The organism is Desulfitobacterium sp., assembly GCF_982384815.1.
Map to the genome: position 1 here is coordinate 90,567 of NZ_CEVWNY010000001.1, position 21,019 is coordinate 111,585.

Sequence of the window (21,019 nt, forward strand, 5' to 3'; positions counted from 1 at the left end):
CCTAATGATCATCCTTCTTTTATTTCGAGGACCTAATGCAAACTCAGTACATATAATGCAAAGTGAAAATCAAGAAAAATACTGAAGGGTTATCTAGGGGGTTGAAGGATGAACTTTCGCTTTTTCCCATTTACGCAACATATGAACTATCGGGGCCTTTTTCTAGGTTTAGATACTCAGGTTCCAGTGGTAACGGGAGGTTTGACACAGGGAATCAACTTTGATAATGCTGCAACGACTCCGCCGCTGATCTCAGTCGTGGACGAAATTACCGGTTTTGCTCCCCAATACGGCTCTGTTCACCGGGGGGCGGGGTATAAGTCGGTGATTTCTTCTCAGGTCTATGAGCAAGCGCGGTCGGAGGTCTTAAAATTCGTTGGGGGGGATGCCCATACCGATGTAGTAATCTTTGTTAAAAACACCACAGAAGCGCTTAATAAACTGGCTAATCGCTTGGGGAATAAAAATAAAAAGGAAGTCATTTTGACTACTTGGATGGAACATCATTCCAACCTTTTGCCCTGGCGGGACAAATTCTATGTAGATTATATAGAGATCGACGAGCAGGGCCGCCTGCGTATGGATGATTTACTAACTAAGCTGGAGAAGCATCAGGGAGCTGTTAAGCTGGTTACGGTAACCGGGGCTTCCAATGTAACCGGCCATCGTAACTCTATCCATAAGATTGCGGAATTGGCCCATCGCTATGGTGCAAAAATCTGTGTTGACGGAGCACAATTAGTTCCTCATGCTCCTATAGATATGCGTCCTGCCCACTCTCCTGAGCATATTGACTTTCTGGCCTTCTCGGCTCACAAGATGTACGCGCCTTTTGGAACCGGTGTATTGATCGGTCCCCGGTCTTTTTTTGAGCAAGGGGCTCCTGATTACAGTGGCGGGGGTACTGTCCGGATGGTGACTCCGGATCGGGTATTCAGGGACGATCCACCGCATAAAGAGGAGGCCGGCACGCCTAATCTCATGGGAGTAATTGCTCTTGTGGCCGCTATGCGGACCTTATCTGCCATGGGGATGAAAAAGGTAATGCAACATGAAGAGGGATTATTAAGTTACGCCTATGAACGGCTGCGCTGGATTGATGGCTTAACTTTTTACGGGGGAATCCCCCTTAATCAGCAGCAGATCTCTCAGCGCATCGGCGTCATATCCTTTAATGTGGAGGGCATGTTCCATGAGGAGGTGGCGGAGATGCTCGCCCGTCAGGGAGGAATCTCCGTAAGAAATGGCTGCTTTTGTGCCCAACCCTATGTCCAGAGGCTTCTGCACATTTCCAAGCAGGAAATGGAACAGCATATGGCTAATCCTTCCTTGCCTCACCCGGGAATGGTTAGGGTAAGCTTTGGGCTTTATAATACCAAGGAAGAAATTGATATCTTTGTTGCTTTACTAGGGAGGATTGCCAATAGCCGCCCGCGTTCCTTTCGGTCGGTAAAAACAGGAAATTAGGGTAAAGATATTGTTCAAGATAACAGAGTAAGAAGAAGGATCCCCGGGGAAAGGGATCCAAGCCTAATCAAAAACTTCCTTTGATCTTAGACTGCACGGGTATTAAAAAACCTAGGACATTCTTCATTGCCGGTTAGAGCCCCATAGGCATGTGAATGGCCTTGGTCGTAGGTTGTACAGCCTTGTAAACAATGAATATGCCCACCGTTAGGACAGGGAATACTAGGACCTGTACATCCCCGATAATAGTGAACATGACCGTGGTCACAGGTCGTAACACCTGCATAATAGTGAACGTGAGAATTGCCATAAGGTACATTCGGGCCTGTCACTCCGCCCATGCAGTGAATATGACAGTTTACCAAAGAAGTGCGGGTACCATAGGAGTGCACATGATAAGAATTCATAAGTTCACCTCCCTTTGAAGCAAAAACTAGGCAAGCAGCTTAATTGTTCGCTACTAATACAGGATATGTGCTCCAACGGGGGTGTGGAACAATATGGTAATATGGATTTGTCTAATTGCCGCTAAAGCCATACAAGATTTCACAAATACTTCACACTCTAGCTACACATTGCTCACTTTTATTGGCTATTATATAAGCATACCTTTTCCTTTTAGCCTCCTTTGAAGATATATTTTTTCTTCCCCTGTCAGAAATGGCAGGGTCTTATTTTTTTTGCGGAGATAATCAAAACCATTGTGAAAAAGAAAAGAATCCCCACGTCTGGGGATTCTTTTTGCGCAAGTCCAGATGATAAAGCGACCGCATTTTTTATGAACTAGTTGCTTTATTTCCTGACTCTTACAAAAAAGTAACACGGGACAGGCGTAAAGTCAATGTTTTCAACAAATATAGACACTGAATTAGACGATTTATCTCAATTATTCCCATAAACGGTGCCTAAATTGCCCCCAAACACCGATACCAAGTATTCGGAAAACCCCTTAATTGTTGACTTTCCACTGAAAATCGGGTAGAATTACATTCGTTAAAAAAGTGCCGATGTGGCTCAGAGGTAGAGCAGCTCACTCGTAATGAGCAGGTCGTCGGTTCGATTCCGACCATCGGCTCCAGTAGAACCTAGACACCGCAAGAGATTGTGGTGTTTTTGTTTTATACAGGGGATGCATAACTAGTAGAGATGGAAATAAGAGAACCCTGGCTCAGAATAATCGGAATTGTTTTGAAATTAGAGGCTTTTGTAGTAATCTGTCGAATATTAAAATAAATGCTTTATAATTTCTAGAAGTTTACATAAAAAGTTTTTATAGGAGGGGGATTCAATGACTTCTGAATTAGACGCTCAAAAGCTCAATAAAGAACTGAATGCCATCATCGATTCAGTGGACGATGGCATAGTTGTGGCAGATGCGGACTGTTACATTGTTCGGGCTAACAGTGCTTATCAGCGAATGACAGGGATCACCGCCAAAGAATTTGTGGGCAAGCACGTCAGGGTTCTGCTTAAGGAAGGGTATATGAACATCTCTGTTACAGAAATAGTTTTAGAAAGAAAAACCAGGGTCAATGTTATCGATATACGTAATGGTAAAGAATTTCTTTTTACGGGCAATCCAATTTTCGATGAATCCGGGGAGATTACTCATGTGGTTACTGCAGTCCGGGATGTTTCAGAACTTGAAAAACTGAAGAGTCAATTAGCAAAATTCCAAGAGGAGAAAAATACGTATTTGCAGGAATTAGAGCATTTTCGCTCCCAGCAACCTTTTAAAAAAATTATTACCAGAAACCCCTTGATGCAAGAGAAAATTGATATGGCCCACTATGTGGCTAAAGTTGACTCCACGGTTTTAATTTTAGGGGAATCGGGTGTTGGGAAAGAGCTTTTTGCTCAGCTTATTCATCGAGCCAGTAAGCGCTCCAAGGGGCCTTTTATAAAAATTAACTGTGGGGCCGTCCCTCCCAATCTTATCGAGTCGGAATTTTTCGGGTATGAATCCGGTGCTTTTACCGGGGCATTAAAAGAGGGGAAACCAGGTCTGTTTGAATTGGCCAATGGCGGAACCTTATTTTTAGACGAAGTCGGGGAACTCCCTCTTGACTTACAGGTTAAAATACTGAGAGCTATTCAAGATAAAGAAATTTTCCGGGTAGGGGGTAAAAAGGCGATTAAGCTGGATGCCCGTATCGTATCGGCGACAAACCGCGATCTCGAGGCGATGGTTAAAGAAAAGCTTTTTCGTGAGGATCTTTATTATCGGTTAAAGGTGGTGCCGATCTTTATTCCCCCCCTGAGACAACGTAAAGATGATATTTTACCTTTGGTGACGGAATTTCTTAACCAATTTAATAAAAATTATGGTCTGCAAAAATGGATTCACCCGGATGTTATTGGTCTATTACTGGAATATGATTGGCCCGGAAATATCCGTGAACTCGAGAATACGATCGAGAGGCTTATAGTAACAAGTCGTACGGACTGTATTGGCGAGGAAAATATCGACCAACTTTCTTTAGCAAACTTAAGCCAAAACGGCAAAAAGCCCGTTTTACTGAACGAATATCTGGAATATGAAGAAAAAAAGATGATTACGGAAGCTTACCAAATGACAAATAGTACCCGCCGGGCTGCTAAGCTCCTTGGAATCAGCCAGTCCGCATTGGTTAAGAAGATGAAAAAGTATTCTATTAAAGCAAACTGAGCTAAGTCCTAAAAAGTGATTATTTGTGGAATCTTAGCGATTATCAAACGAATCATCTCTTGATTATGCTCTTTACGAGTGATGTGGGCATGTCGGAGATGATTTGTGCTCTAAATCAGTGATTCTAAGTGGAATCAAAGGGTATTGCTAAACCCCCAATAATCTGACAATTCCGAATTGGCATAAGAATTGCATTAGTTTGAAGAGGACTAACGGTATCCTTGCTAACCGTATTCTTTAAAAGAGAGGAGGGCTATTTTGCAAACAAACCCCAACGGGTTAGTAATTGCTTGTAAGGTACTAAAAGACCAACTGGAAACACTCGGGAATCTTCCTTATGAAGCGGTTTATCTTGAGCAGGGTTTGCATAGAACTCCTAAGTTACTTACTGAAGAAATTCAAGGAGTTATTGACAAAAGTCCCAACTACGATCTGATCATTTTGGGCTATGGTCTATGCAGCAGGGCAGTGATTGGGCTTCGGGCGCAACCGCATCAAACAATGATTATTCCCCGAATTGACGACTGCATAGGCTTAAGCCTAGGTGAGCGGGCAAAGTATTTTGAACAGTTTAAACTTTATCCCGGCACTTATTACTTTACCAAGGGCTGGACAGAGGTGGGTGAAGATCCCTTAAAAGAGTATAAAAGAACAGTGGAAAAGTACGATGAGGAGACTGCAGAATGGACCATCAGGTCTCTCTTAGCAAACTATGTTCGTACAGTTTATATTAAAACCTCAGAATCGGATGATAAGGCCGCTGTGGATTACATCAAGGAATTTGCCCAATTCTTTAACCTACGGTACGAGGAGATGATGGGTTCCTTAGATTATCTGCAGAAGCTTATTTTTGGGCCCTGGGATAAAGATTTTATCGTCGTCACAGGTGAGGCACTAACCGATGAGCTGTTCGCGGATTAGAGAAGATCAACGTTAACCCCTGAAACCGCCAGATTGGAAAAACAAGGTCAATATCCAATCAAATAATTTTTTAAATAACAGAGGAGGATTAGAATGAAAAAGGTTTTTACAAAGGTATTGGGTATCGCAGTTATCGCGGGCCTCGTGCTAACCGGATGTGCCAAAGTCCAAACTACATCCGGAGGTGGAGCCGCTTCCGGCGGAATGCAGGATACCCCGCAGTTCAACTGGAAGATGCAAGTTATCCACACCACCGGTCAAAGTGACTTTGAACAAACCAAACAGACCGCTGATGAAATCTATAAGGCGTCCAATGGCCGCTTGAAGATCGAAGTGGTTCCCAATGGGACTTTTGCCAGCAGTATGGAAGCCTTCCAAGCCTGCGGCGATGGAGTATTCCAGATGCATGCCAGCTGGCCGATTTACGCCAAAGGAATTGAATATGCACTGCTTCCTCTAAGCACGGGAAGTATGTCTATGGACTCCATGGATAAATGGACCTGGTTGTATGAGCATGGCGGTTGGGATTTAACTCAAAAAGCTTTTGATAAGCTGAACCTGCAATTCGTCGCGGCGGAAATTTGGGGCAGCGAAGTTATGATGTCGAAAAAACCCTTCAAGAGCCTCTCCGATATGGCAGGGACGAAGATGAGAACCTCTGATCCCCGCATGATCGCCCAATATGGTGTAGCCGGTATTTCCATGCCCCTGGAAGAAGTCTTTACTGCCATGTCTCAAGGTGCCGTGGAGTCGGCGGAATTTGGTCACCTTAAATACGATGAAAGCCTGGGCCTTGTGGATATTTCCGACTATGGTATTTATCCTGACTTCTGGAATGTTCACTTCGTAACCACCGTTGTTGTTAACAAAGATGCCTGGAACTCTTTGCCGCCCGATCTGCAACTGATTGTAGAAATGGCCTTCAAATCTCGTGAGTTACAACACTGGACCAAGAGCCAGTATGAAAGTGCTCAAACGATGAATAAGCTTGAAGAATCCGGTAAAATGGAGTTCATCCGGATGCAGAAAGAAGACTTCATCAAAGCCAGACAAGAAATGGTTAGGATCGAACAAGAAGATGCTAAGAAATACGGCGGACTAACTGCTGAGGTATATGATTCTATCAATAACTTCCAAGAATTGTGGTTCCCTTATAAGAATATGTCGGCTTGGTGGGGAGCGGGCTTAACTCCGGAGGAGCAGCTTGGTTATCCGCTGAAAAAATAGTTAATTCAAAGACTGGCCAATTGTATACAGAGGCTACCGGTGGGTAGCCTTTGTATACACCGTATGAGGAGGGGAAAGTTATGGTACAAAAACTAGCTAAAGTCTTGAAGGGCATAGATAAGATCAGTGAATTAACGGCTAAATCCTTTAGCTATATTGTTTTGCTGATTGTTGCTCTTCAGGCTTTCGAAGTTGTTCGCAGATATATATTAAAATCCCCCACCGACTGGAGTTGGGAATTAGCGACCTTACTTACCGGTATAAGCTGGATGGTTGGGGTAGCTTGGGTTTTAAAGGAAGGGAAACATGTACGCACCGATATCATCTATGGTAGGTTGTCAAAAAAGTGGCAAGCTATTATAGACATAGTTTTCTTTGGTTTTATTTTCACTCCATTTGTAGGAGTGCTTTTATGGAAAACTACCCAGAACGCAATTTTTGCCTGGTCGATTAATGAAAGAACTTTCTCCATGTGGGGCCCCCCGATTGCCCCGTCAAAGACAATATTTGCCCTGAGTTTTCTTCTGCTGGCTCTCCAGGGTATTGCCAAACTGCTTAGGGATATCATCTATGTGGTGAAAGGAGAAGAGGTATGACACCGGAAACTGCATTAATTATCGTTGCTATTGGGTTCTTAACCGTATTGTTGCTGGGTTATCCCCTGACCTTTACCCTTGGGGGTCTCGCCGTTATCTTTGGCTTCACCATGTGGGATAATCCCGGGGTTTTGAACTTATTTAATCGTACCATCTTAAATGTTGGTTCAAATGTTAGCTATGTAAGCTGTATTCTCTTTATCTTCATGGGCTGTATCCTCGAACGGTCCGGTGCCGCGGATGATATGTTTGAATCCATGTATATTATCTTTGGCCGGATTCGTGGGGGTTTGGCGATCGGAACAGTGGTTATTTGTACCCTGTTAGCGGCTGCTACCGGGATTATCGGTGCCTCCATCACCATGATGACCATGCTGGCTTTACCGACCATGATGCGCTATAAGTACAACCGCAAGCTCTCCTTTGGAACGATTATGGCGGCGGGCTGTTTGGGAACGATCATTCCTCCCAGTATTATCCTTGTTATCTATGGGGCCCAAGCTCAGATCTCCATCGGCAAACTCTTTGCCGGGGGCATCGGAGCAGGACTTCTCTTGTCCGGATTGTACTTGGCCTATATCGTTATCCGCACCATAATTGATCCCAAGATGGGGCCGCCGATTTCTAAAGAGGAGGCAGATAAATATTCCACCGGCGATAAGCTCCTCTTAATCCTTAAAACTATTGTGCCTACCCTGGGTTTGATCGTCTTGGTGCTTGGCTCAATCTTAAAAGGAGTAGCTACTCCCACAGAGGCGGCAGCTTTGGGTTGTGTGGGTTCAATGCTCATTGCACTGGCATACAAGCGTTTAAACTGGAAGATGATCCAGGAAGCATGTTTTGAGACAATGAAGACCAATGCCATGATCATGTGGATTATCCTTGCCGCTTCTATGTTTACATCCGTGTTCCTTGGTTTAGGCGGAGCACAAGTAATTACTAACTTTGTCACCAGCTTAGACGTAAGCAGATGGGTAATTTTCGCCGTGATTTCGGTAATTCTCCTTATTATGGGTATGTTTATTGATTCCTACGGCGTGTTGCTGATCGGTATTCCGGTCTTTACCCCCATTGTTTACGCCCTTGGCTTTGATCCTATCTGGTTTGCCATTATGTTTGCGGTATTTATTCAAGCTTCCTACTTGTCACCGCCCTTTGCCTACGCGGCTTTTTACCTTAAGGGGGTTGCCAAAGAGGATATCAATATCTCAGAAGTTTATAGCGCTACCTTCCCCTTCCTAGGGCTGCAAATCTTGGCAATTATTACCCTCTGCATCTTCCCTCAGATAATCACCTATTTACCAAGTATAATGTATTAATTGGGATCACACTAATAAAAAAGGGGGCATCCCTATTATTACGGGGATGCTCCTTGTAACATCTGTGGAGCAAAGGTCGGTACAGAAAGAAATTGGGATTGGAGAAGGGAAAGGAGATTAAGGGCTTTGATTATTGTAGGAGAACTACTCAACTCTACGCGGAAGGCTATTGCTCTTGCTATCGAACAAAAAGATCAAGACTATCTACAAGACATCGCCAGGCGTCAAGCTGAGGCGGGGGCTAACTACATTGACGTAATTACGGCCCACGGCGGAGACGAAGTCGCTGATATGATTTGGCTTGTGGATCTGATTCAAGAGGTAGTAGACATCCCTCTTTGTATTGACAGTCCTAATCCCCTGGCGCTTGAAGCAGGATTATCACGCTGCCGTAAACAGGGGATGGTTAATTCAATTTCCGCAGTGAAAAAGAAATGGGAAGCAGTCCTTCCTCTAATTATTAAGTACAAACCAAAAGTAGTGGCTCTATGCATGGATAATTCGGGAATGCCCAATACCGTTGAAAAGAGGCTTGCCGTAGCGGATAAACTGGTTAGCGGCCTGCGTGAGGCCGGGGTTACCGATAATGATATCTATCTGGACCCTGTAGTCAAACCTCTCGGCGTAAATAATCAATTCGGGTTGGAGGTTTTGGAAAGCACAGAGCAATTGCGTTCAAAATATCCGGATATCCACATCATCTCCGGTTTGTCCAACATATCTCATGGTCTTCCCGAACGGAAGCTGATAAATCGTGTCTTTGCCGTTATGGGCGCAACCAAGGGCATGGACGCTTTTATTCTTGATCCATTGGATCAAACGATGATGTCCTTATTGGCCGCAACAAAGGCTTTAGCCGGTGAAGATGATTTTTGCATGGACTATATTTCGGGAGTTCGGGCCGGTCGTATTAAAGCTAAGATTTCAGATATTCAAGAATGTTCCCCGTGAAGCCGTCTCCGGATATGATGGCTATTCCCGATTCGGCCCTGCAAGAAGTTATTATGGGTATGGGGAAATTATCTAAAATTTAATCCGGGACGTAAAGGACCGCTGCAAGCGAGCAGAATTGCTCATTTAAAGCAGCGGTCCTTTTTGGTTAAATGTCGCTTAACCAGGGCTTTCTTCAGAAAACCTTGTGGCAACACCACAATCTTATCCATATATTGGTTAAAAAAGGGTGTTTTTGAGGTGGATGCATTCAAGTTTTCTCTGAGGTTAATTCAAGCTTATTGGGTTATATGGCTGGTAGGATCATTTATAGTTTCAATGGTCTTAGGTGGGGTCATCTTTAGGAATTATACCTGCGAAATCTGAATGTGCATGGAAGTGAAATTATGACCAATTTGCAGCTTAATAATATGAGCAAATCTTCTAATAAGTTCTGGGGGGTTTGGTTACCGGTCCCGACCGTTCTAGGCATTATTGTTGCAATAGTCTGGACTTATTTTATTCTTGCCACGGTGGGATATACAGAAAATCCGATAGAAAAAGCGGCTCAAGACATCATTGATGGATTTTAATTTCTGTGGGAGTTGAGGTTTTGAAGGTAGCAGCATTAACATTTAATCGAGAAAATCTTAAGGCAACCTTAAATACTTTTCGAACTCCTTTTGATGCCTTTATTAAACAACCAAGCTGGGTGTTAGAAAAGTACTACCCCCTTATCTATAAGGAAATGCGGAAATGGATAAAAGGCAAACTCGAGCCATCGAAACTTTGCCCGCCGGCTATTGTTTTTTGGTTGATGGTCCCTCCTTATTCCGCAATAGGGATTTCTGTTTTAAGCTTCCGGGAAATTGCAGTTTATTTAAGACAGCAGATGGAACCAAATGAAACTGTATATTTAATGTTTAAAGTTTTTGAAATCAATCTTCCTTACGCCTTAACATTGCTGATCACCTTCTCTTGTTTTGGACTGGTTATTACTGACGCCGCTTATCGTGTTATGCAAGCGATTAAGTCGGAGTACGAGGCTGGAACTAATCAACTTCAAGAGAAATATGACGGGGAAAAGCATACGGAGCTATTAAAAAATTTAGATCCCTATAGATTAACACCGCGGATGTCAATTTACTTTCCCGTTCATGATAATCATCTTTCAATAGGCTTTTTAACAATTGATTTCCGGCATGTGGAGCTAAGTGTAAAACAATCCCTGGAGCCTAATGATACAATATTTGCCCTTATCAGGTTTATTGACTTGTATTCACCCGCTCCGTTGCAGATACTTGCCTTAACTTCTGCGGTAGGTCTCTATTTTTTGGGGCAAATTTATCGTTTTGAAGTTGATACGCGAGAATCAATTTTGAAGGAACTCAAGGGTGACCTGAGGCATTAAACGATAGAAAGGAGATGCCGTATGTCTACACTTTGGTATTTATGGGCCCATGGCACCCTTTTAGGCGCCCAGCCTTTTGCGTATTTTTCCCCGATGCTTTCAATTGCCGCCTTCATTTTTATCGTATTCATCATTACTGCTTTAAAGCAAGTAGTTGAAAATAAAAATCAACATATCCTGTGGTAGTTCCCACTGTGGCAGCTCAACGCATTTTTTCTAACCGTTCACACCCTGTTTTTGACCGGTGACCGCTTATATTTTGCCGTTTGCGAGAATTTTCTTATTATTTGCACATAAACGTATTAAGATATCATTAAGAATACCGTAACAATCTATATTAGGTGGAGTGATAGCGATGAAAGTTTATGTTGTTAAAGCTATTGATACCAACTTTGTCAGCTCTATAGACAAAATCTTTGTCAATAAGCAAGAGGCTGAAAGGTATGCGGCTCTCCAATCGAAGAAATATGATTTTGTAAACTTTACTGTTTCCGAATACCAAGTATTCAGTGACGAACAATGCGGCTTTGCAGTTTAAAAGATAAGGGTCTGTTGTCTACGAACATAAAGTTCGCCTGCAGCAGACCCTTTTCATTGAGCTTTAGCCAAGCAATAATTTGTCGAGGAGGTTTAACAAAGAGCCCAGCAGAATTCTCAGAAGTAAGAGGGCAATTATTCCTACGGCAATAACTGTCGACAAAGGAATGGCTTCAATATTAACATCAAACATACTATCACCACCTTCTTCAATCATGGAATAGCTATAAGAACGTTGGTTGTCTAGTATAGCCTATTCACTCTGTCCAAGAGGTGTGATGGGTTGGGTGGGAGCTAATCTATTTAACCTTATATGAACAATTGAATCTGTGATTCCATAGCTTCTTGTAAAAAGTCAGTGGCCGTAATGATCTCCACTTCAGGGAGCAATTCTTCTTTTTTAAATCCCATGACATCTACGGAGAGCTTGCAGCCGCAGAATTTTACTCCTTTTTTCCGTGCTCCGTTAAGAAAGGCAGTGAGGGATGGGGTGTCGTCATCCTCCATCATTTCCTTAAGCATGGCCTTGCCGATTCCGGCCATATTCATGCGGGAAAGGGGTAATTCTTCTATTCCTTTAGGAGTGACCAGGCCAAACATCTGCTCAAAGAGAGTTTTATCTTCTAAAGTCATCCGATCCGGATCGCGCACGAGGCAAAGTCCCCAAAAGGCAAAGAAGACGGTCACATCCATTCCCATCTCTCGTCCCGAATTAGCGAGAATGAGAGCGGCAAGGGCCTTATCGTATTCGCCGCTGAACATGAGCAAGGTCATCTTTTTTGGGGAGATTTGGTTAGCGTCCAAATCACCGGGTCTTGATTGTTGTCCGACTGTCGGAGTGCTTTTGGTTTCTAAATTTTGTGGTGTTTCCATATTCCACCTCCGAATATTCATGCTTTCCTTGCTACAAGGGTTCTGATTTGACTTGCATTCTCTATGTACGTGCAACTACAATCCTCGCTTGTATTTGTTGGTAGCCTCTCATCCTAAAATACCCTTTGGAAGATCTTGGCCGACTCTCCTTCCAGCAATTCTTCAACACTATCGATTCCCAGTTGCTTGAGCAGCTCCAAAACATGCTGATTATCTGCCGGGGTGTGGGCTCCCGCCTCGGCACCGTAATTGTTGACAAATTCAGTGCCCTCCTCTGCTTTTAGCAAGGCCTTAGGTCCCCCGACACAGCCGCCCTCACAGCCCATTCCTTCGTAGAAATTTGCCTTGATATCCTTATTCATAAGATCATTGAGCAGGGCTTTACATTCCTTAATGCCATCGGCTTGAATGGATTTGATCTTTACCGGCTTATCCGGTCTTAGGCGATCTAAAGTATCGGCGATCGACTTGGATACTCCTCCGGTGCGGGCATAAATCCGTCCACTGGTCGAGGAGTGTTCGCTGGGGATATCCTCCATTTCGGCAAGGTTAATATCCGTAGCCGCAAAAATTTGTTTCAATTCATGGAAGGTCAGCACCGCATCCACGGCATCCCGGATATCCGCTTCTTTGGCTTCGGCTTTTTTGGCGATACAGGGGCCGATAAAGACGGTCTTAGCTTCCGGATGAAGGCGCTTGATTCCCCGTCCGCAGGCCACCATCGGGGATACGGAAGGGGAGATATGGGGAATCAGGGTGTCGTAGACCCTTTTGACCATCCCCACCCAGATCGGGCAGCAACAACTGGTTAGAACAAAATCCTGATCGGTTTTAACATGCCGATCGAATTCCAGGGCTTCTTTAAGGCTTAGGACATCGGCAAAAAGTGCCACTTCGATCATGCCGTAGAAGCCCAGATGCTTAAGGGCGGCACGAAGCTGGCCCATAGTCACCTTTTCGCCGAATTGACCGATAATCGCGGGAGCCACCATGGCAAAGACCGGCACTTCCTTGGCTTGCAAAATTTCCACTAGGGGAATGAATTCTTTTTTATCCACTAAGCTATCTAAAGAACAGGGTTCGATGCATTGGCCACAATGGGTACAATTGCGATCTTGGATGACCACATTTCCTTCCATATCCCTGACTATCGCATCAAAAAGACACGAGGCCTCACAGCTATGCTCTTCTTCAGAACATTCATTATTCCAGGATTTAATTTGAAAGACGACCTTATCCGGGTCCCCTTTGCCTAAAGCATAATGCACATATTGCTTGGTGTGTTCATCTCCGGAGGATTCCAGAGTATCGATTTCCTCCTGCAGTTTTCCCTGGTAAGAAGCTTTAACCAAGCGGCCAAAGATTTCTTCATAAGTAAGATTACTCATCATTTGCCCTCCCTTTGCTAAAATTAGTATGCCCCCCAACTACCTTGTCAACTCTTAATTTTTTCTTCAGATATGGGTAGCCATAGTAAAAATTGAGGTTGTAAAAAGAAGTTGGAAATTAAGTTGGAAATTTATTTGTTATTTTAGTGTTGAAAAAGTTTTTGCCTTATGTTATTATAAATTCTGTCGCTGGACAAGCCGATGTAGCTCAATTGGTAGAGCAGCTGATTTGTAATCAGCAGGTTACAGGTTCGAGTCCTGCCATCGGCTCCATAGGAAATTAACACCGCAGAAGTTGCGGTGTTTTATTTTTATACAGGAAAGAATTTGATATTCACTATCCCTACTCTTGCTGGAGTTCCTTATTGTAAGGAATGTGGTGAAGAGATTTATATTGCTGAACTCGGTGATGAAAATATCCGAAGGGCGAACGAACGTTATCGGGAGCTTAAGGGTTTAGGCAAACAAATTAGGGCATTAGAAGGAAAATAGGGTAGGAGAAACGAAGTCATAAACATCCGACAATAGTTGAAGATAGCTAACACCAGTCTGGGAGGTTTGGATGAAGAAGGTTTATATTAAAAAATCTTTTCCCGCACTTATTTTTCTAATGTTTTTACTGTCCATTTTTTCCCTAACAGGGTGCAAGGGGTTAGGGGTCTCAACGACTGCTCCCGTAGACCAGGGAAACGGAGGTCACTCAGAGCCTGCTCCTTCAAAACCGGACCCGGGGCCCATAACCCAGCGGGACACTATTACCCTCACTGCCTTAGGGGATATTCTAATGCATAATACCCTGATCTGGTCCGGGGGACAGCCTGATGGGACATATTCCTTTAATTTCTTCGGGGAAGTCAGGAAGCTCATGGAGGAAGGGGATTATTGCACTACTAATCTGGAAACAGCCCTGGCCGGACCGGAAACGGGTTATACGGGGTATCCTCTTTTTAATAGTCCCGACGCTATCGCGAATCATTTAAAGGAATATGGAGTGGATGGAGTAGTAGCAACCAATAACCATATTCTTGACCGGGGTTACCGAGGGGCTTTAAGGACGGTTGAAGTAATCGAAAGAGCGGGGTTGGACACATTAGGGATTAAGAAAAGTGCCGAGGATACTGGTTTTCTGATCAAGGATATTCGCGGAGTTAAAGTTGGTTATCTGTCTTATACCTATGGAACCAATGGTTTGAGCCTTCCTGCCGAGCATGCCTATTTTATTAATATGTTGGAAAAGCAACAGATTCGCCAGGATATTGATCAATTAAGGCCTCAAGTGGATATTCTGATCTTAGTATTGCACTGGGGAGTGGAATACAGCACTACGCCTACTGAGGAACAGCGGACCCTGGCCCGTGAGTTTCTGGAAGCCGGTGCCGATGCCATCGTGGGAAGCCATCCTCATGTAATTCAGCCGGTTGAGTACTTTAATATTGACGGGAAAAAGAAATTTGTGGCCTACTCTATTGGCAATTTTATCGGGGATCAGCGCGGACAGGAACGCAACAGCGGGGTTATCCTTCAACTTAAGTTCGGCATTGAAAAAGTGATACGGCCAAAGGCGGCGGATTCTGTAGATTCTTCAGCTGCAGCAGGAATAGACGATACCGATACTTTGATTTCTCAGAACATAGAACTTAATGAGGTCAAATTAATCCCTACCTTCTCCCATAGCTATACCAAAGGAGGTAGGCAGCAATTCCGGGTTATTCCGGTGGAAAAAGCTATCGAGAAGATAAAAGCTAATGAAGAGGAAATCCTTACTAATGGCGATTTGCCCCTTCTGGAAAATGTCTTAAAGACAACCCGGGACCGTTTAGACCGGTTAGCCACAAACGAGCAATAATTTACTGCTTAAAGTTATTGCTGAAATATTTCGACATTTCGTCTTTTAACAGAAGGAATTTTAATAGCAATCTAGAATATAACTAATTATGACGCACGTAATATTATGGTATCATGAAGATACTTAGGGTCCTGTAGGACAATTAAGCTTATTTTATAACAAGTTCAAAACGATGGAGATGACCATGAAGGTCTTGCCCGAAGAAATGGGCGGATTTTCATGGTTTTACTTTTTGAAAGGGAGATGATTAGTATGCATATGGCTGATGCGCTAATTTCACCGGCAGTGGGGGTAACTATGTGGGCAGCGACTGCAGGTGTGGCGGCCTATTCCGTTAAAAAGATCCAGGATGATATGGATGAAAAGAAAATTCCTTTGATGGGTGTTATGGGGGCCTTTGTTTTTGCCGCCCAGATGATCAACTTCAGCATACCTGGAACCGGTTCCAGCGGGCATCTTGGTGGCGGGTTATTGCTGGCCATACTTCTGGGACCTTATGCGGGATTCCTTACTATGGCTGCGATCTTGACCATCCAGGCTTTATTCTTTGCTGATGGAGGGCTTTTAGCCTTGGGGTCGAATATATTCAATCTTGGCTTTTTTACTTGTTTTGTAGTCTATCCTTTTATTTATAAGCCCATCGTGGCCAAAGGGTACAGTTCGAAACGGATTTTAGGTGCGGCACTGTTGGCTGCAGTCATCGGCCTCCAGTTAGGGTCCTTTAGTGTTGTTCTCGAGACTCTGTTTTCCGGGAAGACGGAACTACCCTTTACCACCTTCCTCTTGCTTATGCAGCCCATTCACTTAGCCATTGGGATTGTCGAAGGTCTGGTTATTGCAGCGGTAGTTACCTTTGTCTGGAAGGAACGTCCGGAAATCCTTGGTAATGCTGCCTGGGGCGAAAAGCTGACGGGTATTTCTCTGAAACGGGTCCTAACGGTTCTTGCTGTTGTCGCTGTTCTTACCGGGGGAGTTTTATCCTGGTTTGCTTCAGCTAATCCCGATGGGCTGGAATGGTCGATGCATAAAACGGCAGGAGTGGAGGAGTTGGAGGCGCCGGAGGGAATTTATCAAACCTTGGCCAGCTTTCAGAGCAAAATTGCCTTTTTACCGGATTACGGCTTCAAAGGCGCTGAAGAAGAAAGTACATCCGCTGCTGCCGCTAGCAGCGAAGTATGGCCTGTAGTCGATGGCGGCACCACGACTGCGGGGATAGTAGGCGCAGGTCTAACCCTTGCTTTGGCCGGAATTATTGGTTTTGCCGTAACTTTGATCAAGAAGAAGAATTCCAGTATAGCTAAATGATACTAATATTCCTGTGGAGATCGGAATTGAACGAGACTTCTTTCGGTGGGGGATTCAATCCCTACTGAAGGTTAGTCGGGTCCAGTGCTAAACCTTTGGCTTTGTGAGGTATAGAATTATGGCAAATATGATGGGTACCGTTTTTGATATGCGACATTTGGACGACTTATCCGGTAAGGAGACGGTCATTCATAGAATTCATCCTTTAGCAAAGCTTATTACGACACTCATCTATATCATAGTGGTGGTGTCCTTTAACCGCTATGAGATTCTCGGCCTTTTGCCCTTGATTTTCTTTCCTGTGCTGGTGATGACCTTAGGGGAACTGCCTTTTGGCCCGATAATGAAGCGGGTGCTTTTGGCGGCCCCTTTCGCTTTGGGAATAGGGATACTCAATCCTTTCTTTGATCAGCAGGTATTCATCATCGGCGGACTTAGCTTCTCCAGGGGCTGGATTACCTTTTTGGCGATTCTGATTAAGTGTGGATTAACTGTGACCGCGGCCCTATTGCTGATAGCCACCACGGGGATGGATAAACTGGGCTCTGCTTTGCGGATGTTAAAAATACCCAAGATATTTGTCCTTCAGCTTCTTTTGACTTATCGCTATATCTCCGTCCTCATGGAAGAGGTTTCATTGATCTGGAGAGCTTATTCCTTGCGGGCACCTGACCAGAAGGGTATCAAGCGGAAGGTTTGGGGGCCTTTAATTGGGCAGTTGCTCTTCCGGACTTATGAAAGGGCCCAGCGAGTCTATCAATCCATGTGTTTAAGAGGTTTCACGGGAGAATATAACATGGGAGAGCAACCGCGGATTACTGCCAAGGATATCGTCTATATGATGGGTTGGTGTGGCTTTTTCATTCTCGTCAGAACTGTGAATATTCCGTTGTTGATAGGAACCTTATTCTATTAATTGCGAGCAAGTACGCTAACCGGCACAAGATACTTCGCTTTGCTCAGCATGACGGTTCGTGTCATCCTGGAAGAAGAATGACTGAAGGATTTTAACAGGAGGGACCTTATGAGTCACCACATGACAGAAGTCAGAGATCTGCAATATATTTATCCCGATGGCCATAAGGCAATTAAGGGAATGACTTTTACCATTCATCACGGGGAGTCGGTAGGCATCATCGGTGCCAATGGTGCCGGGAAGTCCACCTTGTTGATGCTGCTGATGGGGGTCATTTTCCCTAGCCGGGGAGAGGTTCGGGTGGGGGAGGTTTTAGTCACGAAAAAAACCTTACCCATCGTCCGCCAGCGGATGGGAATGGTTTTTCAGAACCCCGATGATCAGCTCTTTATGAATACAGTTTACGATGATGTGGCCTTTGGACCCCGTAATTATAAGTTGGACGAACAAGAAGTGGAAAAGCGAGTCCTTCAAGCCTTAGAGATGGTGGGGATTCTTCATCTCAAGGATCGGGCACCTTATAAATTATCCGGCGGGGAAAAACGTTCCGCCGCTATAGCCGCTGTGCTTTCCATGCGTCCAGATATCTTAATTATGGATGAACCCTCTTCGGCTCTTGACCCTAAGTCCAGACGGAGGCTGATGAAACTGCTCCAGGGCTTTGAGCATACGAAGATTATTACCAGTCATGATCTTGACATGGTCTATGAATTATGCGACAGAATTATTGTTATTCATCAGGGTGAAGTGGCCGCTGATGGCCCCACGGCGGAAATCCTGACCAATGCAGAATTGCTGGATGCTTGTGGTCTGGAAATGCCTTTGGCTTTGCAGGGGTGTCCGGTCTGCGGAAAGGGCCTTAGAGGTAATTTATCTAAGAACCCATAAATAGCTAGCCTGGCTAAATAAGAGGATTTAAAAACAACGCTTTCTTAAGAAATTAGGGGGCGTTTTTACTTTTTTAGCAGAAACTTCTTAAATTTTTTAAAGATATGTACAAACAGACGAAACTTAGAATATAGGTAAGAAGGAGGGACTTTTATCCAGAGATTAAAGGGGGGAATTGAAATGGATGCTCTGAGCTTAGTTATGCTATTGGCAGTGGTTGTAGAAAAAGTTGTGGACCTTTTTAAAACTATAGTTAGTGCTCTTCCCTTTCTCCCTGATAAATTCCGCCCCCTTACTATTGAACTAATCAGCTTAGGTACGGGGATTTTTCTCGCCCATCAGACTCAGATCGACGCTTTAAGATTAATCGGAATCCAGACCCAAAACGAGTATGTGGGGATATTTCTCACCGGATTGGTGGTTGGCAAGGGCGCAAATTTTGCCCATGATTTCTTTCATTACTTTAATGGCAAGCAAAAGGGCGGACCATAAGTGGGGTTAGAGCATAAAGTATTAGAGCATAAAGTAGTCTAAGGAGCAAACCTTTGCTAAAGCAAAATCGGAGAGGACACAAAAGGCCGTCTCCAAGCAAACCGGAGGAAATTTGAGTGAAAGGAGGAGGTTATCACGGGATACGCGATAAAAGAGCAGATTCTTGTTCATAATCGGCCCCAAGAACCTTTAGAGCCCCAGGGTTTTGTGATTCATTCTACCGCAACCTCCGAGGCTACAGCCCAAACTGAATTCAACTATTTTAACAGCCAACACCGGGCTGCTTCGGCCCATTATTTTGTGGACTGGAGTGAGATTATCTTTGCCATCCCGGAAAACGAGGTGGCTTGGCATGCCGGTTATACGGCCAACCAACGTTTTCTATCCGTAGAAATGATTGAACCACGGGAGCATGACCCCCAGAAATTCCGGGAGGTGTGGAACCGGACAGTTTGGTTGGTGGCAGATGCCTGTGTCCGCTATGGATGGACAAAGGAAAACGTTTTTTCCCATCGGGATATATCCCTTACCTATAGAGAAACCAAGCATGCAGACCCTATTGATTATTTGAAGTCCTACGGTTACGAGTGGGAGGATATGCTCGCGGCCATCGAGACCGAGATCGACTGGTTGAATAGAGGAGCAGGAGTTGATACGCAAGTGGAGAGTTTAATCTTAGTAGGCCGCGGACCTGATGAAAGAGCGGCAGGTTATCTAGCGGACTATCTGCGGGCACCGGTCCTTTATCTGGACCAAGTTGGTCAAGGATATTTAGATTCCGCCAAGAAAATCTATGTAGTAGGCGGAAATACAAAACCGGTGGGACGTGCCATCCTTTTGGCGGGTGCCGACCGTTATGCAACCTGCCAGAAGGTACTGGATTTTATACGAAAGGGCAAGGTATAAATAAGAACTTCAGCTGCTCATGCCTCTCTAAGGCGTAGCTAATTTTGAACGTAGTCAGTGATAAAAAGACGAGAGTCTTTAATGAGACCTCGTCTTTTTTACTATTAGATTTTCGCGTCGATTTGTGTCTTTTATTTCCCATATTGTCCTCGCTATTAAGCTTAGCTTTTAATTAACTTCAGATTAAACCCGTATGCCGCTACTGCTATTTTAAACCCGTATGCCGCTACTGCTATTGGGTCAGGATACTTCACTGCGTTCAGCATGACATAATGTGTGGTGTCATCCTGAGCATGAGCGAAGGATCTTTTAGATTATTTAACTTTCGGATGAGCCTTTTAATAGGCTCTTATAGGCCGCCAAAGTCTTTTCTCCGACCTTAGTCCAGGAATAATGCTTTTGAATGTGTTTGGTCAAGGGTTCGGGATTATAGGTCAGGGCCTCTTCCAAAGCAGGAAGGAGGCTTTCTTCATTAAAAGGGTCGATATAGACGGCCATATCCTGGAAATATTCCTTGGTGCATCCTTGATCGGTGGAGAGGACCACTGCTCCGCAGGCTCCGGCTTCTAAGCTGGATAATCCAGGCGTCTCAAACCAGCTGGGCATAGCGTGGACCTTAGCAGCGGCATAGGCTGAGGCCAAGAGTCTCCCTTGCAAAGTACCCAGATAAATTACGTTGGGATAAGCCTGTACTTCCTCGAAATAGTGAGGCTCATTGATGGGGCCGGCTAAGACAAGGGTGACTCCTAATTCCTGACAGCATTGAGCCAGCCACTTTTGATTTTTGCGAGCAGAAATTCGACCTACGGATAGGATAAACTCTTCCGGAAGTCCGGGGCATTGCTCCCGAAAATAGGTTTCGTCTATACCAAGATACTCCACTGGAAAGCCGTTAGGTATGACCTGATAAGGAGTAGTTACTTGAAAATCCTCTTGGATCTGAGCCATTTCCTGTTGGCCATTGGGCAGAAGCAGGTCGCAATCCTGGAGTAATTGTCCTCGCCAAGACTGATAGGATTCCCACTGGTTAAGAGCAGGAGAATCCTCACCATCTTTTTTAAGGTAATGCTCCATATTCCAATAGATTGGGGAAACTACCGCAGGTTTTTGTTGTTTCCGGGCATTTTCTAAATACATGGAGGAGTCTACTACGCGGGTGGCGTTAAAAATATGAACCAAGTCATATTCGTCTAACCGGACCTTGGGATTAAGGGATAAAAAGACCTGTACGCCAAGGTTTCTAAGGACCTGAGCAGTGGCCAGCAGTTGAATGGTATCTCCCGCCGGATTTTTCCGAAAGTCCCGGCGGGTTTGAAAAAGAACTTTCAC

Annotated in this window: 23 protein-coding genes and 2 tRNA genes; 20 read left to right on the forward strand and 5 right to left on the reverse strand. The window is 44.5% G+C overall.

Annotated features, from left to right (window positions below; translation table 11 throughout):
• The first annotated feature begins 108 nt into the window (after positions 1-108).
• Positions 109-1,467 (forward strand): aminotransferase class V-fold PLP-dependent enzyme, encoded by a 1,359-nt coding sequence (locus AC1U9U_RS00405; RefSeq protein ID WP_479958562.1) that lies wholly within the window; start codon positions 109-111, stop codon positions 1,465-1,467.
• An 86-nt stretch (positions 1,468-1,553) separates the two neighbouring features.
• Here AC1U9U_RS00405 and AC1U9U_RS00410 read toward each other — a convergent pair whose 3' ends face one another.
• On the reverse strand, positions 1,554-1,874 hold the full coding sequence (locus AC1U9U_RS00410) for a YmaF family protein (RefSeq protein WP_479958563.1): 321 nt from the start codon (positions 1,872-1,874) through the stop codon (positions 1,554-1,556).
• 596 nt (positions 1,875-2,470) lie between these two features.
• Between AC1U9U_RS00410 and AC1U9U_RS00415 the strand changes: the two genes are divergently transcribed.
• From AC1U9U_RS00415 to AC1U9U_RS00465, 11 genes are all read left to right on the forward strand, one after another.
• A tRNA-Thr gene (locus AC1U9U_RS00415) sits at positions 2,471-2,545 on the forward strand.
• 210 nt (positions 2,546-2,755) lie between these two features.
• A complete protein-coding gene (locus AC1U9U_RS00420) occupies positions 2,756-4,135 on the forward strand; it encodes a sigma-54 interaction domain-containing protein (protein WP_479958564.1) in 1,380 nt (459 codons plus the stop codon).
• A gap of 258 nt (positions 4,136-4,393) precedes the next feature.
• Positions 4,394-5,056 (forward strand): DUF1638 domain-containing protein, encoded by a 663-nt coding sequence (locus AC1U9U_RS00425; protein WP_479958565.1) that lies wholly within the window; start codon positions 4,394-4,396, stop codon positions 5,054-5,056.
• 93 nt (positions 5,057-5,149) lie between these two features.
• Positions 5,150-6,283, forward strand: a complete 1,134-nt coding sequence (dctP, locus tag AC1U9U_RS00430; protein WP_479958566.1) for a TRAP transporter substrate-binding protein DctP — start codon at positions 5,150-5,152, stop codon at positions 6,281-6,283.
• Between the two features lie 80 nt (positions 6,284-6,363).
• Positions 6,364-6,879 carry a TRAP transporter small permease subunit gene (locus tag AC1U9U_RS00435; protein WP_479958567.1) on the forward strand — a complete coding sequence of 172 codons (516 nt, stop codon included), beginning with the start codon at positions 6,364-6,366 and terminating at the stop codon, positions 6,877-6,879.
• Entirely contained in the window at positions 6,876-8,198 is a 1,323-nt protein-coding gene (locus tag AC1U9U_RS00440) for a TRAP transporter large permease (protein ID WP_479958568.1), read from the forward strand. The genes AC1U9U_RS00435 and AC1U9U_RS00440 overlap by 4 nt, the downstream gene beginning before the upstream one ends.
• Before the next feature lie 126 nt (positions 8,199-8,324).
• A complete protein-coding gene (locus tag AC1U9U_RS00445; RefSeq protein ID WP_479958569.1) occupies positions 8,325-9,149 on the forward strand; it encodes a methyltetrahydrofolate cobalamin methyltransferase in 825 nt (274 codons plus the stop codon).
• 410 nt (positions 9,150-9,559) lie between these two features.
• Entirely contained in the window at positions 9,560-9,721 is a 162-nt protein-coding gene (locus AC1U9U_RS00450; protein ID WP_479958570.1) for a hypothetical protein, read from the forward strand.
• A 20-nt stretch (positions 9,722-9,741) separates the two neighbouring features.
• Positions 9,742-10,539, forward strand: coding sequence for a hypothetical protein (locus tag AC1U9U_RS00455; RefSeq protein ID WP_479958571.1), 798 nt, complete (start codon positions 9,742-9,744; stop codon positions 10,537-10,539).
• Between the two features lie 21 nt (positions 10,540-10,560).
• Positions 10,561-10,725 carry a hypothetical protein gene (locus tag AC1U9U_RS00460; protein WP_479958572.1) on the forward strand — a complete coding sequence of 55 codons (165 nt, stop codon included), beginning with the start codon at positions 10,561-10,563 and terminating at the stop codon, positions 10,723-10,725.
• A gap of 169 nt (positions 10,726-10,894) precedes the next feature.
• The gene (locus tag AC1U9U_RS00465) at positions 10,895-11,077 is read left to right on the forward strand and encodes a hypothetical protein (RefSeq protein WP_479958573.1); all 183 of its coding nucleotides are present in this window, start codon (positions 10,895-10,897) and stop codon (positions 11,075-11,077) included.
• Positions 11,078-11,140: 63 nt separating this feature from the next.
• On the opposite strand, the gene AC1U9U_RS00470 is transcribed toward AC1U9U_RS00465, so the two are convergent.
• The 3 genes from AC1U9U_RS00470 to AC1U9U_RS00480 form a co-directional block, all read right to left on the reverse strand.
• Positions 11,141-11,269 carry a hypothetical protein gene (locus AC1U9U_RS00470; protein WP_479958574.1) on the reverse strand — a complete coding sequence of 43 codons (129 nt, stop codon included), beginning with the start codon at positions 11,267-11,269 and terminating at the stop codon, positions 11,141-11,143.
• A gap of 116 nt (positions 11,270-11,385) precedes the next feature.
• Positions 11,386-11,850 carry a DsrE/DsrF/DrsH-like family protein gene (locus AC1U9U_RS00475; RefSeq protein ID WP_479958600.1) on the reverse strand — a complete coding sequence of 155 codons (465 nt, stop codon included), beginning with the start codon at positions 11,848-11,850 and terminating at the stop codon, positions 11,386-11,388.
• A 212-nt stretch (positions 11,851-12,062) separates the two neighbouring features.
• Entirely contained in the window at positions 12,063-13,337 is a 1,275-nt protein-coding gene (locus AC1U9U_RS00480; RefSeq protein WP_479958575.1) for a [Fe-Fe] hydrogenase large subunit C-terminal domain-containing protein, read from the reverse strand.
• Positions 13,338-13,534: 197 nt separating this feature from the next.
• Here AC1U9U_RS00480 and AC1U9U_RS00485 point away from each other — a divergent pair.
• From AC1U9U_RS00485 to AC1U9U_RS00520, 8 genes are all read left to right on the forward strand, one after another.
• Positions 13,535-13,610: transfer RNA gene (locus AC1U9U_RS00485), tRNA-Thr, on the forward strand.
• Between the two features lie 54 nt (positions 13,611-13,664).
• Entirely contained in the window at positions 13,665-13,829 is a 165-nt protein-coding gene (locus tag AC1U9U_RS00490) for a hypothetical protein (protein ID WP_479958576.1), read from the forward strand.
• A gap of 70 nt (positions 13,830-13,899) precedes the next feature.
• The gene (locus tag AC1U9U_RS00495; RefSeq protein ID WP_479958577.1) at positions 13,900-15,183 is read left to right on the forward strand and encodes a CapA family protein; all 1,284 of its coding nucleotides are present in this window, start codon (positions 13,900-13,902) and stop codon (positions 15,181-15,183) included.
• 252 nt (positions 15,184-15,435) lie between these two features.
• Positions 15,436-16,488 carry an energy-coupling factor ABC transporter permease gene (locus AC1U9U_RS00500; RefSeq protein WP_479958601.1) on the forward strand — a complete coding sequence of 351 codons (1,053 nt, stop codon included), beginning with the start codon at positions 15,436-15,438 and terminating at the stop codon, positions 16,486-16,488.
• Between the two features lie 118 nt (positions 16,489-16,606).
• On the forward strand, positions 16,607-17,404 hold the full coding sequence (gene cbiQ / locus AC1U9U_RS00505) for a cobalt ECF transporter T component CbiQ (protein WP_479958578.1): 798 nt from the start codon (positions 16,607-16,609) through the stop codon (positions 17,402-17,404).
• Between the two features lie 108 nt (positions 17,405-17,512).
• Positions 17,513-18,292 carry an energy-coupling factor ABC transporter ATP-binding protein gene (locus AC1U9U_RS00510; protein ID WP_479958579.1) on the forward strand — a complete coding sequence of 260 codons (780 nt, stop codon included), beginning with the start codon at positions 17,513-17,515 and terminating at the stop codon, positions 18,290-18,292.
• A 180-nt stretch (positions 18,293-18,472) separates the two neighbouring features.
• On the forward strand, positions 18,473-18,784 hold the full coding sequence (locus AC1U9U_RS00515; RefSeq protein WP_479958580.1) for a hypothetical protein: 312 nt from the start codon (positions 18,473-18,475) through the stop codon (positions 18,782-18,784).
• A gap of 147 nt (positions 18,785-18,931) precedes the next feature.
• The gene (locus AC1U9U_RS00520; protein ID WP_479958602.1) at positions 18,932-19,690 is read left to right on the forward strand and encodes a peptidoglycan recognition protein family protein; all 759 of its coding nucleotides are present in this window, start codon (positions 18,932-18,934) and stop codon (positions 19,688-19,690) included.
• Between the two features lie 318 nt (positions 19,691-20,008).
• Here AC1U9U_RS00520 and AC1U9U_RS00525 read toward each other — a convergent pair whose 3' ends face one another.
• Complete coding sequence (locus tag AC1U9U_RS00525; RefSeq protein ID WP_479958581.1) at positions 20,009-21,019, reverse strand: glycosyltransferase family 4 protein; 1,011 nt, start codon at positions 21,017-21,019, stop codon at positions 20,009-20,011.